14 protein-coding genes and 1 pseudogene are annotated in these 15,235 nt (G+C 63.9%); 8 read left to right on the top strand and 7 right to left on the bottom strand.

The genetic code is table 11. The features are described 5' to 3' along the window. Positions 1–85 precede the first annotated feature (85 nt). Both ACX4ZE_RS11605 and ACX4ZE_RS11600 read left to right on the top strand, forming a co-directional pair. Positions 86–709, top strand: a complete 624-nt coding sequence (locus tag ACX4ZE_RS11605) for a carbonic anhydrase (RefSeq protein ID WP_480273378.1) — start codon at positions 86–88, stop codon at positions 707–709. A 173-nt stretch (positions 710–882) separates the two neighbouring features. Then, entirely contained in the window at positions 883–1,521 is a 639-nt protein-coding gene (locus tag ACX4ZE_RS11600; RefSeq protein WP_480273377.1) for a hypothetical protein, read from the top strand. A 109-nt stretch (positions 1,522–1,630) separates the two neighbouring features. On the opposite strand, the gene radA is transcribed toward ACX4ZE_RS11600, so the two are convergent. Both radA and ACX4ZE_RS11590 read right to left on the bottom strand, forming a co-directional pair. Beyond that, complete coding sequence (gene radA, locus ACX4ZE_RS11595) at positions 1,631–3,028, bottom strand: DNA repair protein RadA (RefSeq protein WP_480273376.1); 1,398 nt, start codon at positions 3,026–3,028, stop codon at positions 1,631–1,633. Positions 3,029–3,065: 37 nt separating this feature from the next. Beyond that, a complete protein-coding gene (locus ACX4ZE_RS11590) occupies positions 3,066–3,749 on the bottom strand; it encodes a copper chaperone PCu(A)C domain-containing protein (RefSeq protein WP_480273375.1) in 684 nt (227 codons plus the stop codon). Between the two features lie 421 nt (positions 3,750–4,170). Between ACX4ZE_RS11590 and ACX4ZE_RS11585 the strand changes: the two genes are divergently transcribed. From ACX4ZE_RS11585 to ACX4ZE_RS11560, 6 genes are all read left to right on the top strand, one after another. Then, a complete protein-coding gene (locus tag ACX4ZE_RS11585; protein WP_028476308.1) occupies positions 4,171–4,659 on the top strand; it encodes a CarD family transcriptional regulator in 489 nt (162 codons plus the stop codon). A gap of 2 nt (positions 4,660–4,661) precedes the next feature. After that, complete coding sequence (gene ispD / locus ACX4ZE_RS11580) at positions 4,662–5,387, top strand: 2-C-methyl-D-erythritol 4-phosphate cytidylyltransferase (protein ID WP_480273374.1); 726 nt, start codon at positions 4,662–4,664, stop codon at positions 5,385–5,387. A 2-nt stretch (positions 5,388–5,389) separates the two neighbouring features. Then, entirely contained in the window at positions 5,390–5,857 is a 468-nt protein-coding gene (gene ispF, locus ACX4ZE_RS11575; protein ID WP_480273421.1) for a 2-C-methyl-D-erythritol 2,4-cyclodiphosphate synthase, read from the top strand. A 73-nt stretch (positions 5,858–5,930) separates the two neighbouring features. Continuing rightward, entirely contained in the window at positions 5,931–7,337 is a 1,407-nt protein-coding gene (gene cysS / locus ACX4ZE_RS11570; protein WP_480273373.1) for a cysteine--tRNA ligase, read from the top strand. Continuing rightward, complete coding sequence (gene rlmB, locus ACX4ZE_RS11565; protein ID WP_480273372.1) at positions 7,337–8,314, top strand: 23S rRNA (guanosine(2251)-2'-O)-methyltransferase RlmB; 978 nt, start codon at positions 7,337–7,339, stop codon at positions 8,312–8,314. Before cysS ends, rlmB begins: the two co-directional genes overlap by 1 nt. Before the next feature lie 149 nt (positions 8,315–8,463). Further along, complete coding sequence (locus tag ACX4ZE_RS11560; RefSeq protein WP_480273371.1) at positions 8,464–8,742, top strand: DUF4190 domain-containing protein; 279 nt, start codon at positions 8,464–8,466, stop codon at positions 8,740–8,742. Here ACX4ZE_RS11560 and ACX4ZE_RS11555 read toward each other — a convergent pair. From ACX4ZE_RS11555 to otsB, 5 genes and pseudogenes are all read right to left on the bottom strand, one after another. Next, positions 8,713–9,546, bottom strand: coding sequence for an enoyl-CoA hydratase/isomerase family protein (locus tag ACX4ZE_RS11555; protein ID WP_480273370.1), 834 nt, complete (start codon positions 9,544–9,546; stop codon positions 8,713–8,715). The genes ACX4ZE_RS11560 and ACX4ZE_RS11555 overlap by 30 nt on opposite strands. 135 nt (positions 9,547–9,681) lie before the next feature. Then, positions 9,682–10,551, bottom strand: coding sequence for a metal ABC transporter permease (locus tag ACX4ZE_RS11550; protein WP_480273369.1), 870 nt, complete (start codon positions 10,549–10,551; stop codon positions 9,682–9,684). A gap of 188 nt (positions 10,552–10,739) precedes the next feature. Continuing rightward, positions 10,740–11,606, bottom strand: a pseudogene (locus tag ACX4ZE_RS11545) (metal ABC transporter ATP-binding protein); the annotation flags it as partial. Positions 11,607–11,610: 4 nt separating this feature from the next. Next, a complete protein-coding gene (locus tag ACX4ZE_RS11540) occupies positions 11,611–12,492 on the bottom strand; it encodes a metal ABC transporter solute-binding protein, Zn/Mn family (protein ID WP_480273368.1) in 882 nt (293 codons plus the stop codon). Between the two features lie 155 nt (positions 12,493–12,647). After that, positions 12,648–15,221, bottom strand: a complete 2,574-nt coding sequence (gene otsB / locus ACX4ZE_RS11535; protein WP_480273367.1) for a trehalose-phosphatase — start codon at positions 15,219–15,221, stop codon at positions 12,648–12,650. Between the last annotated feature and the right edge of the window lie 14 nt (positions 15,222–15,235).

Below are 15,235 nucleotides of genomic sequence, written 5' to 3'. Positions count from 1 at the left end.
CCGTTCTCTAACTATGCGGTGATATTTGCTCGCTTATAACCAGTAGAACTCGCCAGTAGCGCAAGCCTTGTGCACAATGGTCGGTATGCCTGGTTACACACCGATCAGTGCTTGGAAGTCCCTTCGAGAAGGCAACGAGCGCTTCGTCAACGGCGCGCTACTGCACCCTGGTCAGGGTGCGGCAGACCGGGCCAAGCTCGTCGGCGGCCAGCACCCACAAGCGATCGTGTTCGGTTGCGGTGATTCCAGAGTCGCCGCCGAGCTGATTTTCGATCAGGGACTTGGAGACATGTTCGTGGTGCGTACCGCGGGACATGTGGTCGATAGCTCAGTGCTCGGCTCGATCGAGTACGGGGTGCATGTGCTCAACGTACCGCTCATCGTGGTACTCGGACATGACAGCTGTGGTGCGGTGCAGGCGACCATCGACGCGCTCGACGGCGGCGAGGTCCCCGGCGGATTCATCCGGAGCGTGGTGGAGCGAGTCACGCCGTCCATCCTGATCGGTCGTCGCGAAGGTCTTTCCACCGTCGACGAGATAGAGGCTAGGCACGTAGTGGAGACCAGCCACTTGCTCGTGCAGCGATCGATGGTTATTTCGCAGCGGGTCGCGGCCGGTGAGTGCGCGATCGCCTGCGTGACCTACAAACTGGCCGAGGGGCGGGTGCAACTGCACCGGGTTGTCGGCAATATCGGCGAAGTGGCCTGAACAGGGCGCGATGGCATCGTGCCCTGGGCCGTGAGGTGTATGGCACCGAGGTATACGGTCAAGGGTATTGCGCTCGGAGTGCTGACGGAACCTACCCGTTGCCGATGAGCGTGAGCGGCCGACACGCCGCGCCCCTGAGGCGCTATGCCCAATCGTGCCCTTACCGTTGATGCGTGCTGGAACCGAATGGACCGCTGCCACCGGAGATCTATTGGCGTCGCCGCGCGTTCGCCATCGGAATTCTGGTCATCATCCTCGCTCTGGTGGTTTGGGTCGTATTCGTCATCGTGCGTGGCGGTGATTCGCCCGATGACGCCGCCTCCGCCGGCTCCACCCAGGCTCCGGAGATCGAGAAATCGGCCACAGTCGGTTCCGAAGCGCCGAACCCGCCTGCGGCGGCCGCCGGTATTGTGGCGGCCGGGCCGTGCCCAGACCAGTCGCTTGCGATCAAAGTGACAGTCGAGCAGCCTACCTACCGGCTCGGCGAGCAGCCAGTGTTCGGGATCGTCATCACCAATATCTCGACCGTGACGTGTACTCGTGACATGGGTTCTGGTCTGCAACAGGTTTCGGTGTACACGCTCGACGGAAGGCAGCGACTGTGGTCGAGCGCGGACTGTTATCCGGACGGTAGGCCCGATATACGAACGATGAATCGTGGTGAGCAGGCGGCGTTCACGGTGACTTGGTCGGGTTCCACGTCGCAGCCTGATTGCGCCGGCGAACGTGTACAGGTGCCTCCGGGGGCATACAACGTTGTGGCGCAACTAGGTACGGTGCGTAGTGCGGCTGAGCCGTTCAACCTTGCCTGAGCGGGGTTCGTTTCATCGGTCATTGAGCGCTGTGCCGGGTGCGGCGCAGCGGTGATAACCACCCAGGTCTGTGGGATGAATGCCGAGCATGGCGCTCGGCGGATCAGCCTCAGCCGACTGCTTCTGCTGGGGTGGCACGTAGTCTGCGGATACCCGCCATACGGATCGCGGAGCGGATATCGCTGACTTCGCGGATCTTCATGGTGCTTTTCGCCGGTGCTGGACCAGGAGGAACCAGGGCGGTAGTGAAGCCGAGGCGTTCGGCCTCGGCCAGTCTGCGGGCAAGGCCGGTTACCTTACGAACTTCGCCCGCCAGTCCGACTTCGCCGAGAATCACCCAGCCCGGGGGGATCGCGATATCGGCTTCGGCACTGGCGATGGCCAGTGCGATGGCCAAATCGGCAGCAGGCTCGACCAGCCGCATACCGCCGACCGTCGCGGCGTATACGTCGTTCTTACCGAGGAACACTCGGCCGCGGCTCTGCAGGACGGCCAGCACCATGGCCACTCGGTGGTAATCCAATCCGCTTACCGCGCGGCGGGGCTGCGGGATCTCGGTTTTCACTGTCAGGCCCTGCACCTCACCGACCAGCGGCCGCTTGCCGTCCATGGCAACGGTCACTGCGGTGCCTGGTACCGAATCGGTCCGGTGGTGCAGGAACAGGCCGGAAGGATCGTCGACACCGGAGATCCCGTCTTCATGCAGTTCGAAACAGCCCACCTCATCGGCACTGCCGAAGCGGTTCTTGATACCGCGCACCATCCGTAGCGTGGAGTTCTTGTCGCCCTCGAATTGCAGGACCACGTCAACCAGGTGTTCGAGCGTGCGTGGGCCCGCGACATTGCCGTCTTTGGTGACATGCCCGACCACGAGCACTGCGACCCCGCTTGCTTTCGCAAGCGAAGTCAGCGCAGTGGTTACCGAGCGCACCTGGGTGACGCCGCCGATCACGCCGTCGGTCTCCGGAGCGAGCATGGTCTGCACCGAGTCGACCACGAGCAAGCTGGGGCGTACCTGCTCGACATGCCCGAACACGATCGATAAGTCCGATTCCGAGGCTAGATAGACCCGGTCGTGCACCGCTCTGGTGCGGTCGGCGCGCAGCCGGACCTGTCCCGCCGACTCCTCTGCGGTGACATACAGCGATTTCTCGTCCCGCTGTGCTGCCCATCGGTGCGCTACTTCGAGCAGTAGCGTTGATTTGCCCACGCCGGGCTCGCCGGACAGTAGCACCACTGAGCCGGGCACTACGCCGCCGCCGAGCACTCGGTCGAGTTCGCTGACCCCGGTCGGCCTGGCTTTGGTGACCTGAGAATCGATCTGCGAAATCGGTGCGGCTGCTGTGCTCGGCAGCATCGCCTTACGGCCGCCCGCGCCAGCCGTATTCGGCTCGGCGATCACCGCGTCGACAGTTCCCCAAGCCTCGCATCCGGGACATTTGCCTACCCACTTGGCAACTTCATGGGAGCATGCGGAGCACCGGAAGATCGGCTTGGTCTTTGCCACACGCGCACCATACGTAACGCGTCCGACAGTTGTCCGATCAGTGCCCGCTCTGGTGCTCGATTTCGGCAGGCCCGGACAAGTCGGATTCGTGCCGCTCTATGTGGATGCCCGCGTCTACGGGCACCGACACTTGGACGGTGCCGTTCTTCTCGAAGTTGAACGAGACGTCGTAGGTCAGGCCAGGAATGATGTCCTTGGTCAGATCGGTGATCTCGATGAGAATCGGGTTGTCCTCGGGATTGCCGGTGGCGGTCTTGGTGTCGTTCGAACTACGGGACTCGGCGGTAGCCGAATCGGCGTCATGCTTGCCGGGCAGGCTCTTGGCGACGACTACCTGCTGTGGGGCGAGCTCGACAGCGGACTTGCCCTCGGCCGGGGTGATCTTGACGGTGCCGAGGTCCGTGGTGATGCCGACCAGCTTGTCGGAGCCGGACTGACTGTTGTTGATGAAGGACAGCGCGATGACCGCCTTGCCGCCCTTGGTATTGGTGTATTCGGTGCCCTCGGCCGGATGCACGATATGTACGTTCCGCAGCGCGATGCGTCCGATATTGGCGTAGTTGCCGTTCACTGCGGCGACCTGGCTAGCGGTCTGCGAGATCTGGCCCGCGCCGCAGCCTGACAGTGCGAGTGCCGCTCCGGCGGCGAGTGCGGCGACCGTCACCATGCGACGTCGCGTCCCCTTCGGGTTCGGGGCGGTCACAGCGTTCAGGGCAGTCACGGGTTGTCCCTCCATGTCGACCGGGCTCCGCTCTGCTCGGGAGCGTAGTAACTAGGCAGCGTAGTAGTTTCTTCGGCGAGCTAGGCGCGGGGGCTACATCAACTCGCACCCGGTCGCTGTTCAAGGCCGCTCCGCCGACCGCGGGGCAGCGCGGGCAGGCACCGGAGCGTCGCCACCGACACCTTTCGGATCGGTAACAATTCGGTTGAGTTTCGGGGGTTGCGGAGCGGATGCCGAACCGCCGAAGCGGCGAGGGGGGCGGTGTGGCCAGGCGATAACTCGTTCTGGCACAAGGTAATGCACATCACTTGATGTCTGTCAAGTCCCCCGGTTGCCTCGTTGTGGCCCTGACCTGCACAGTTGATCGCGCCGTTATCGAGTCGCATGTTAAACTGTGAACATCGAAAGGGGCACGGGACACATGATGTTTAAGGTCGGAGACACCGTCGTTTACCCCCACCACGGAGCGGCGCTGATCGAAGCAATCGAGACTCGCACCATCAAGGGTGAGCAAAAAGAGTATCTGGTCCTGAAGGTCGCCCAGGGCGATCTCACTGTTCGCGTTCCCGCGGAGAACGCCGACGATGTCGGTGTGCGTGATGTTGTCGGTCAAGAAGGGCTCGACCGGGTCTTTCAGGTGCTACGCGCACCGCATACCGAGGAGCCGACCAACTGGTCGCGTCGGTACAAGGCCAATCTGGAGAAGCTCGCCTCCGGCGATGTGAACAAGGTGGCCGAGGTCGTTCGCGATCTGTGGCGCCGGGAGCAGGACCGTGGCCTGTCCGCGGGAGAGAAGCGCATGCTCGCCAAAGCTCGACAGATTCTGGTCGGCGAGCTCGCGCTGGCCGAGGGCACCGATGACGGTAAGGCCGAGACACTACTCGACGAGGTTCTCGCAGCGGCCTCCTGACCGTGAACACACCTGACAACGGCACTCGTCCCGTCGACGGGTCCGTGGTTGCCTTGGTGCCTGCCGCGGGTCGCGGTGTACGTCTTGGTGAGAAGACTCCCAAGGCGTTCGTCGCGGTCGGTGGTACACCTATGGTCCGGCTTGCGGTGGAGGGTTTGATCGCCTCCGCCGCGGTCGATCGGATCATCGTGATAGTTCCCGCCGAATTCGCCGACCGTGCCGCTGCCCTGCTGTCGCCCTCGGATTCGGTGCAGGTGGTCGCAGGCGGCGCCGAACGACTCGACTCGGTGCGGGCTGGTCTCGCCGCAGCGCCCGAAGCGGCCTATTTCCTCGTGCACGACGCCGCTAGAGCTCTTACGCCGCCCGAACTGATCGCACGGGTGGTCGCGCAGCTGCGCGCGGGTCGTCGAGCGGTGGTTCCTGGACTCCCGGTCGCCGACACCATCAAATCCATCGACGAGACAGGGGCGGTGACCGGCACTCCCGATCGCGCGCAGTTGCGCGCCGTGCAGACGCCGCAGGGTTTCACCGCCGACCTGCTGCGCCGCGCCTACGCGACCCACGGTATCCAGGCCACCGATGACGCGGGACTGGTCGAGCGGCTGGGTGTCCCGGTCGCCACCATCCCCGGCGATCCACTGGCTTTCAAGATCACTACTCCGCTCGACCTCCTGCTCGCGGTCGCGGTGCGCAACGGCGCAAATACCGGCCAGGCGGTGGCGCGGTGAGCATGCGCGTCGGCATCGGCACCGATGTTCATCCCATCGAAGCCGGACGTCCCTGTTGGATGGCCGGTCTGCTGTTCGACAGCGCCGACGGCTGCGCGGGCCATTCGGACGGTGACGTCGCCGCGCACGCGCTGTGCGACGCATTGCTGTCCGCAGCCGGCCTCGGAGACGTCGGCGCGGTATTCGGTACCGGGCGCCCGGAATGGGCGGGTGTCTCCGGTGCGGCCATGCTTAAGGAAGTTCGTCGGCTGCTCGGTGAAGCGGGCTTCGAGGTGGTCAATGCGGCGGTCCAGGTGATCGGTAACCGGCCCAAGATCGGGCCTAGGCGCGCTGAGGCGCAACAGGTGCTCGGCGAGCTACTCGGCGCCCCTGTCTCGGTATCCGGTACGACCACCGATGGTCTCGGGCTGACTGGTCGTGGCGAGGGAGTCGCCGCAGTGGCGACGGCTCTGTTACACGACTGTCGTTGATCCCGTTCCCAGATCGTTACCGACCCCGAGCCGGTCCGTGAACACCCTTGACTACCAGTTAGGATCGGCTTCCGTGACTCTGCGCCTTTTCGACACCGATACGCGGGCCATGCGTGCTTTCGTGCCCTTGGTCCCCGGCCGTGCTTCGGTGTACCTCTGTGGCGCTACTGTGCAGGGGGAGCCACACATCGGTCATGTACGTAGTGGGGTCGCGTTCGATGTGCTCCGACGCTGGTTGCTCGCGCACGACTACGATGTCTGGTTCATCCGCAATGTCACCGATATCGAGGACAAGATCCTGGCCAAGGCCGCCGAGGCGGGCAGGCCGTGGTGGGAGTGGGCTGCGACCCACGAGCGTGCCTTCGACCGCGCCTACGAACAGTTGGGCGTGCTGCCGCCGTCCGTGGAGCCCCGCGCGACCGGCCACATCACTCAGATGATCGAGATGATGCAGCGGTTGATCGAACGAGGACATGCTTATGCCTCGGCGGGCAATGTCTACTTCGATGTGGTCAGTTACCCAGAGTACGGAAAGCTGTCCGGCCACAAGATCGACGATGTGCATCAGGGTGAGAGTGCGGGCGAAGGCAAGCGCGATCCACGCGATTTCACCCTATGGAAGGCTGCCAAGCCGGGTGAGCCCAACTGGCTCTCTCCATGGGGACCCGGCCGTCCCGGCTGGCATCTCGAGTGCTCCGCCATGGCCGAGTACTATCTGGGTTCGGAGTTCGATATCCACTGCGGTGGTATGGACTTGGTATTCCCGCACCATGAGAACGAGATCGCTCAGTCGAAGGCGTCCGGTGCTGGTTTCGCCAGGTACTGGTTGCACAACGGCTGGGTGACTTTGGGCGGAGAGAAGATGTCCAAGTCGCTGGGCAACGTGCTCTCGGTGCCTAACGTGCTCGCCCGGATTCGCGCCGTCGAACTCCGGTTCTACCTCGGCAGCGCGCATTACCGCTCGATGCTGGAGTATTCGGATCAGGCGCTCACCGATGCGGCGCAGACCTACCAGCGTGTCGAGGCTTTTGTGCACCGGGTGCTCGACCGGGTAGGCGAGATTCCGGTGGGTAAATGGACCGATGGGTTCACCGCTGCCCTCGATGACGATCTCGCCGTCCCGAAAGCGCTGGCCGAGATTCATCGGGTGGTGCACGAGGGCAACAAGGCACTGGAAGCCGAGGCGCTCGACTCTGCCCGTGATCTGGCCAGTCAGGTACGTGCCATGCTCGGCATTCTGGGTGTCGACCCGCTCGATCCGCACTGGCATACGCAAGGAGATTCCTCGGCTGCGTTGGATGCCCTGGACGTGCTGGTGCGCGCGGAATTGGACCGCCGCCAAGCAGCACGAGAGACAAAGGACTGGGCAAACGCCGACGCCGTACGTGCGCGCTTGTGGTCCGCTGGTATCGAGGTCACCGATACCGTCAACGGTCCAGAATGGTCGCTCGGCACACCGCGAACTGGAAAGGCCACGTAATGGCAGGCAATTCACAGCGTCGAGGCGCGGTGCGCAAAGGCGGCAGCAAGAAGGGTGCGGTGGTCGGCTCCGGCGGCAAGCGCAGGCGTGGACTGGAGGGGCGCGGCGCGACGCCGCCGGCCGAGAAGCGAACCAAGCATCCCGCTGCCAAGCGGGCGGCTGCGAAAGCCAGAGCTGCTCAGGGCCGCCCATCCGGCAGCGGTGGTCAGGGCCGACCTGCGGGACGCAGGAGCGACGACGGCCCGGAGCTGGTACTCGGGCGCAATCCGGTAGTCGAGTGCTTGCGTGCGGGGGTGCCCGCGACGGCGTTGTACGTCGCGGTCGGCGCCGAGAACGACGATCGATTGACCGAGAGTGTGCGCAGCGCCGCCGATAGGGGCATCTCTATCCTGGAGGTGCCGCGCACCGATCTGGATCGGTTGAGTGCCAATGGATTGCATCAGGGCCTTGCTTTGCAGGTGCCGCCGTACCGTTACGCTCATCCGGATGATCTGCTCGATCGGGCTCGCGATGCGGCGGCGCCTGCACTGTTGGTCGCATTGGACAATATCTCCGATCCGCGCAATCTAGGCGCGGTGATCCGTTCGGTAGCGGCCTTCGGCGGGCATGGTGTGCTGATCCCGCAGCGGCGCAGCGCGAGCGTCACCGCGGTGGCCTGGCGCACCAGTGCGGGTGCTGCGGCCCGGCTTCCGGTCGCACGCGCGACGAACCTGACTCGCACCTTGAAAGATTGGGCTGGACAGGGCATTCAGGTCATCGGTTTGGACGCAGGCGGCAGTACCCTCTTGGACGGCTTCGACGGCCGCGAGCCGATTGTGTTGGTAGTCGGTTCGGAGGGCAAGGGCTTGTCCCGCTTGGTGCGTGAGACCTGCGACGCGATCTTGTCCATTCCGATGGCTGGTCCGGTGGAATCACTCAACGCCTCGGTCGCCGCAGGTGTGGTGCTCTCGGAAATTGCCCGGCAGCGCCGAAGCTGAATGCCGTGGGAGTCCGGGCGGGCTCGATAACGCAAACGCTGTTGACGCTATGCCAGCTCAGCGGAGTCGCTGTGTTGGAGTTAGCCCGAAGATACCAGACGACTGGAGAAATCTACGCAAAGTCGTGAGCGCCCCGTAGAATTCGGCTGGTGGTGATACCGAATCAGCCTATCGGTCAACCGGTCGAGCATCCCAATGCGACGGCGGTGCTGGTTCTCGGCGCGCTCAGCATTCTCTGTTTCGGGATAACAGGGCCGGTGGCGTGGGCGATGGGTAAGCGGGCGCTGGATCAGATCGAGAAGTCCGGCGGTGCGTATGGCGGCCGTACCCAGGTGATGGTCGGCTATATTCTCGGCATTGTCGGCACCGTCTTGATGATCTGCCTGGCAACGCTGTACCTACTTATCCTCCTCAAAGGTAATGCCTGAACCTTTGGGTGGTTCGCGTTCTCCGGTGTGGTCCCAGCCGGGCCATTCCGTGCTGACGCTGCCGGACCAGCGCGGCTGTCTACGATTGCGAAACGCGATCATGGCCTCGTTACCATCGATGCTCTCGGCGACATCCTGATTGAGCTCGACCTCCAGTCGGCTGACCACCTCCGGGTTCATCCTCAGCCCCTCCCACAGCAGCCGCTTGGATAACGCCACCGGAAGTGGAGCCGGGCCGGTGGCGATGTCGTGCGCGACAGCGAGCGCTGTCGGCAGCACTTCGCCCGCCGGGAGGCAGCTATTGGCCAAACCAAGTGCTTTCGCCTCGTCGCCGTCGAAGAGGCGACCGGTCAGCATGATGTCGGCCGCATTCGCCATGCCGATCAGGCGGGGAAGTAACCAATGGGCACCGCCGTCGACCAGGACGCCGCGGCGAACCTGATTGAGCGCGTACACCGCATCACGCGCCATGTATCGCAGGTCGCACTGTAACGCAAGCGCCAAGCCGATGCCTACTGCGTGCCCGTTCACCGCCGCGATCACCGGTTTGCGGATTCGCCATGGCGGCGGGTCGATGGCCGCGCTGACCGCACCGACCCGATCGGATAGGTCCGCGCCCGCGCAGAACGCGGGCGGGGTGCCAGTGAGGACCACGGCACGGATAGCGTCTTCCGCATCGCAGCGTTGCAGTGCGGTGCTCAGTCCAGTGACCATCACCGGGGTGATGGCATTCTGCTGCGCAGGCCGGTTGAGAGTGAGCACGGCGACTCCTGCGGAGACATCGACGTGCAGTTCCGGACACATGTCACAGGATGGTAGCCGACCGGGACAACTGCCGGTTCGGTGCGGGAATTTGCGCCCTCGAAGGTGGCTTCGGTGGCCAGGAGGTCGCCTGTCGTCAAAAGATCGGGATCAATGGTGATGGCTGCGTGGGGGAAATCATCGGACTCGGGCAGCCTTGCGTCGATAGGTGCCGAGTGCTCGGCAGACCAGGTAGATCAGGAACGAAATTGTAGTGACGAATGTCGAGACCGGAACACCGGGTGCCAGCGACAAGATAATCCCGCCGACTGCGGAGAACTCGGCGAATATCACGGCAAGTATCGTCGCTGTAGCGGGATTCGCGGTGAGCTGTGCCGCCGCGGCGGCTGGGGTTATCAGTAGTGCGAGTACCAGCAGCGCTCCGACGATCTGCACCCCGAACGCCGCTGTGATGCCGAGCAGCACGGCGAACACGATCGACAGCATGCGCACCGGAACTCCTCGCGCCACCGCTACTTCGGGATCAGAGCTGGCGAACAGGAGCGGTCGGTAGACGAACGCGAGCACTACGAGCACCACTGCCGTGCAGATGGCGAGCAGGCCGAGACCGTCGTTACCGACGCTGACCACCTGCCCGGTCAGCAGCGAGAACTTCGATCCGGCACGATCGGGGCCTAACCACAGAAACAACACCGAAAGTCCGAGGCCGAACGAGAGTATCACCGCGATTACCGAGTCACGTTCTCTCGCACGGGTTCCCAGTAAACCGAAGAGCACGGCCGCGACCACGGAGCCCGCGATAGCGCCGAGGCCGACTCCGATGCCCGCCAGCAGCGCGGCGGCAGCGCCGGTCAGCGATAGCTCGCTGGTGCCGTGCACAGCGAAAGACATCTGCCTGCTGATGATCAGCGGACCGATCACCCCGGACAGCAGCCCGAGTAACGCTGCGGCCAGCAGGGCCTGCTGGACGAAGTCGTAGGACAGCAGATTCGCGGTAGTCGGGAAATCCAGCAACTTCGTGATGACACCGGACAGTTTGTCGATCATGAGCGCACTCCGCGCGCATCCGAGTGCACGACTGATGCGGTGGCACTGGCGTTATGGCCACCGCTGCTATCGATCAGGTCGGCCGTGCTCCGAGCAGGACTGTGTGGCGCCATGGCACGGGTGGGCAGCGTCCCATCCGGCTGGGAAACACCCTGAGCGAATCCGTCACCCGCGGCGCCGTGGCAGTGTCCACCCGCTGTGCCTAGCGCGTCCATTGTGTCGCCGGTGCCGACAACTACCAACTGCCCGCGAACTCGGACAACGTCGACCTCGGTCCGGTACAGCTCCGACAATACCGCCGAGGTCATCACCTCCTCCGGCGTCCCGATCCGGAACTGTCCGTCAACCAGGTACAGCACCCGATCCACCAGCGGCAGAATCGGATTGATCTCGTGTGTTACGAAAAGCACTGAGGTGGCGTGGGTACGTCGCCTGCGATCTATCAGCTCGGCGACCAATCGCTGATTGGCCAGGTCCAGGCTGAGCAGTGGTTCATCGCACAGCAGCACCTTCGGGTCGCCGACCAGAGCCTGTGCCACCCGCAGCCGCTGTTGTTCACCGCCGGACATGGATTCCAGTGGTGCGTGCGCGAAATGTTGCGCGCCGACATCCGCGATGGCTGCGGTCACCCTGTGCTTACGTTCCGCTCGCGCGCGCAGCCCGAGTCCCCAGCGGTGCCCGTCGACGCCCAAACCGACCAGATCGATACCACGTAATTGCACTCCGGCGTCAATTGTTTTCTGTTGCGGCACATAACCGAGGTCCGGATTGCCGGTGCGCGCGGGCGCGCCCGCGATCCGGACGGTGCCCGAACTCAATGCGAGCTGACCGAGCAGTACCTTCAGTAAGGAGGTTTTACCAGATCCGTTCGGTCCGAGGACGGCGACAAATTCACCAGGGGCGATAGTAAGATTCAGCTCTTGCCAGAGCGTGCGATTACCGAATGACAATCGGGCGGATTCCAGGTGCACGGCGGCTGAACCATTCTCGTCAGCACTGGACTCTGCTCGCCGCTGTGGTGCTGTTGGCTCGATCAGCTCGACTCTGTTGCTCATTCGCTCAGCCCAGCCCGATAGCGAAAGCTCGCGCATTCGCTGTTTGCCACTGTATGTAATTCATACCGTTAGGTATTGTTTCGGTTACTTCGATGATGTCGATGCCCGTGTGGCGGGCGATGTCACGCAGGTTCTCGGTGATCTTATTGCTGGTCTGTGTGTTGTAGATCAGTGCACGTACTCGCTTGCTGGTGAGTAGATCCCTGGTGGCTGCGACGGCCGCGGGCGCGGGGTCGGTCTCTTGCTCGATGGCCTCTTGGAACTCATGTGGCGTCAGATCCTTGGCCTTGGCTGCGGCCAAGAGGTAATGCGCGAGCGGTTCGGTCTGCAGTACCGGCGTTTCCGGGTGCTCGGCGGCGAGCTTGTCGAGGATGGCGGTGATTGTGGCGAGCTGGTTGCGGAATGTTGTCGCACGCTCGGTGTAGGTGGTGGCTTTAGCCGGGTCCAACTCGCCGAGTTGGGTCGCGATCCGGTCTGCGACCACCTCGACAGTATTCATGTCGTACCAGACATGCTCGTTATCATCGCTTTTGTCGACTCGGAGTGCGAATGCGTCCACTGTGCGGGTGGTCGTACCCGCCACCGCTTTCTCGGCGAATTCGTCATAGCCGCCACCGTTGTAGACCACCAGGTCGGCGTCGCGCAGCGCAGCCGACTCCACAGCGGAGGTCTCATGCGAATGTGGGTCGGCGGAAGGATCGGTGATCAGTGCTCGGACGGTGGCGTCAGGACCAGCGATGGTGGTTGCTATATCGCCCCAGACATTAGTGGAGGCAACGACAATCGGCTTGCCTTCATCAGGTGTGCCGTCGCAGGCGGTGAGGGTCATGGTGGAGGCGAGCCCCACGGCGATGCCTGCGCATTTCATGGCGAATCGGGTTCTCACGTGGGGACACTCCCGGTACTGCACTAGATAATGGAAATCGTTACCGTTTAACTTTAGCAGGGGGCGTCAATCGGTATCGCGCCGTACCGCGCCGGATCCAGAATATGAAGAGCCCGCGAACACGAAAGCGCTCGCGGGCCCTGAGAGTTGTGCGGTCAGACCAGCGCGGCCCCCACTGGTTGTCCGAGCAGCTGCGCGCAGCGCAAGAGACCGAGGTGGCTGTAGGCCTGCGGGTGATTGCCGAGCGATCGTTCGGCCACCGGATCGTACTCCTCGCTGAGCAGCCCGGTCGGGCCCGCGACATCGACCAGTTGGGCGAATAATGCCTCGGCATCCGAGCGCTTTCCGATCAGCAGGTATGCCTCGACCAGCCAGGCCGCGCACAAGTGGAATCCACCTTCGCCGCCGGGCAGGCCATCGTCGTGACGATAGCGGTACACGGTCGAACCGCTGCGCAGCTCGGCCTCGGTCGCCACAACGGTCGCCGCGAAGCGCGGATCGGATGGATCGATCAGTCCGCTCAGCCCGATGTGCAGGGTCGCCGCGTCCAGATCGGTGCCGTCGTAGGCCGCAGTGTAAGATTGCACCTCGTCGTTCCAGCCCTTGATCTTCACTTCGTCAGCGATAGTGTCGCGCAACGCCACCCAGGCCGGATCGGCCTCGCGATCGAACTTCTGGGCCAAGGTCAACGCTCGGTCGACGGTCAGCCAGCCCATCACCTTCGAGTACACGTGATGGCGGGGGTTGCCGCGGATCTCCCAGATACCGTGGTCGGGCTCCTGCCAGCGGTGCTGTACTGCCGAGACCATGGCACGCACCAGTTCCCAGTCCGCGTCCGGCAACACACCGGCGGGGTCGGTGATCCCACGCAACTCCCTGGCATGAGCCAGAGTCGCGATGAGGTCGACGATCGGACCGAAGACATCCAGCTGTACTTGCATGTTCGCCGCGTTGCCTACACGCACCGGACGGGAGCCCGCGTATCCGGGCAGCTGGTCGATCGATGCCTCCGGCGGCAGCGTCTCGCCGTACAGCGTGTACAGCGGGTGTAGACGCTCAGGCCCTGGCAGGGTCTCCAGCACCTGGTATACCCAGCCGAGGAAGCCCTCGGCCTCTTCGAACGAGCCCAGCGAGACCAGCGCTTGTGCGGTCAGGGCCGCATCGCGCAGCCAGCAGTAGCGGTAGTCCCAGTTGCGCACGCCGCCGATGTCCTCGGGCAGCGAGGTAGTGGCCGCGGCGAGGATCGAGCCGGATGGAGCGTGCACCAGACCCCGCAGGGTCAGTGCGGAGCGCTTCATCAGATCCGGCTTCAGCGGCGGCAGCGCGAGCTGTGCGGCCCACTTCGTCCAGTAGCGCTCCGCATCCTGTCGCCGCTGCGGCTCGTCGACTGCGGCCGGATCGAGATCGCTGGTACCGCAGCGTAATTCGAGTACAACCGGCCCCCGGGAAGGATCGATGACAGCTCGTGCGGACTCATGGGTTCCGTCGAAGACGATTTCCCATCGCACGTCGGGGGAACGCAGGGCGATCGGATCGTTGGTGCCGTGTACGCGCAGCCCGTCTCCCTGGGCTTCGATACTCACCGGCACCTGGCCGAACTCCGGGCGTGGGGCGAAGGTGACCACTGCTTTCGCGTGCCCGGTGATCACCCGAGTCAGATCGGTACGGTTCGGTGCGACGTCATGTGGCAGATAGTCGACAACTTGCAAACTGGCCCAACGGGTTTCGACAGTCATTGTGCCATCGAGATAACGTTGTGAGAGCGGAAGGCCGGGCCGCTCCGGTTCGATGGTGAAGTGACCGCCCTGCGTGCCGCCGAGCAAATGCGCGAACACCGCCGCTGAATCCGGTTCCGGATGGCACAGCCAGGTTACAGTCGCGTCCGGGGTAAGCAGTGCTACCGAGCGCGGGCTGGCCAGCATGGTCAGTCGTTCGATGCGCGGCGCGCTCGCGCCTGCCAGCCAGGTGCGGCGCTCTTCGAGCAGGTATGCCAGCGCGCAGGCCACGGCCTCGGTATTGCCCACCTGGAACTTGGCCAAGCTCTCGCCGTTGCCGACTTTGATGCCGACATCGGGCCCGGACAGCACTCGGAAGGCCTTCTCGTCGGTAACGTCGTCGCCGAAGAACACTGCGGCCGACGCGCCCGCCTGATGTCGAACGGTGTCCAGCGCTACGCCTTTATCTGTCTGCACCACCGCCAGTTCGATGACGGCCTTGCCTTCGGTGACCTGCACGCCGAACCAGGATGCCGCGCCGAGCCGGACCTGGGTCAGCGCGCGATGCCCGATCTCCGGGCTCGCGTTGCGCACGTGCAATGCGACACTGGCTGGTTTGATCTCGACCGTGACGCCGGGATTGTCCACGGCGATCTGATTCAGCGCCGACTGGATCTCGCGGAGCAGCTGTTTGGCGTCGTTATCGATGGCGTGCACAAAGCCGACGTCGAACTCCGAGCCGTGGCTGCCGATCAGTTGTACTTCGATCGGCAGCCTGGACAATGCCGCGAGATCCCGCAGTGCGCGACCAGAGATCACAGCGGCGGTGGTTCCGGTAAGGCCGGCGAGTGCTCGTAACGCGCTCACCGATTCCCGATGGGGAAAGGCTTTGGTCGGGTCGGACACAATGGGCGCGAGTGTCCCGTCGTAGTCCGATGCGACCAGCAATCGTGGCACCCGCGCGACCGTCGAAAGTGCACGACGAAGTTCCAGTGGCAGATCCTGTGCGCTCACGCATCCAACCTAGT

It is taken from the genome of Nocardia sp. TBRC8007, assembly GCF_056629435.1.
This window is presented reverse-complemented; position numbering and strand designations above follow the sequence as displayed.

Excerpts from the sequence above, each read along its gene's own strand:
- rlmB (WP_480273372.1), top strand. The coding sequence starts at position 7,337 with ATGGCAGGCAATTCACAGCGTCGAGGCGCGGTGCGCAAAGGCGGCAGC.
- ACX4ZE_RS11550 (WP_480273369.1), bottom strand. The coding sequence starts at position 10,551 with ATGATCGACAAACTGTCCGGTGTCATCACGAAGTTGCTGGATTTCCCG.
- ACX4ZE_RS11605 (WP_480273378.1), top strand. The coding sequence starts at position 86 with ATGCCTGGTTACACACCGATCAGTGCTTGGAAGTCCCTTCGAGAAGGC.
- ACX4ZE_RS11585 (WP_028476308.1), top strand. The coding sequence starts at position 4,171 with ATGATGTTTAAGGTCGGAGACACCGTCGTTTACCCCCACCACGGAGCG.
- ispF (WP_480273421.1), top strand. The coding sequence starts at position 5,390 with ATGCGCGTCGGCATCGGCACCGATGTTCATCCCATCGAAGCCGGACGT.
- ACX4ZE_RS11555 (WP_480273370.1), bottom strand. The coding sequence starts at position 9,546 with ATGTGTCCGGAACTGCACGTCGATGTCTCCGCAGGAGTCGCCGTGCTC.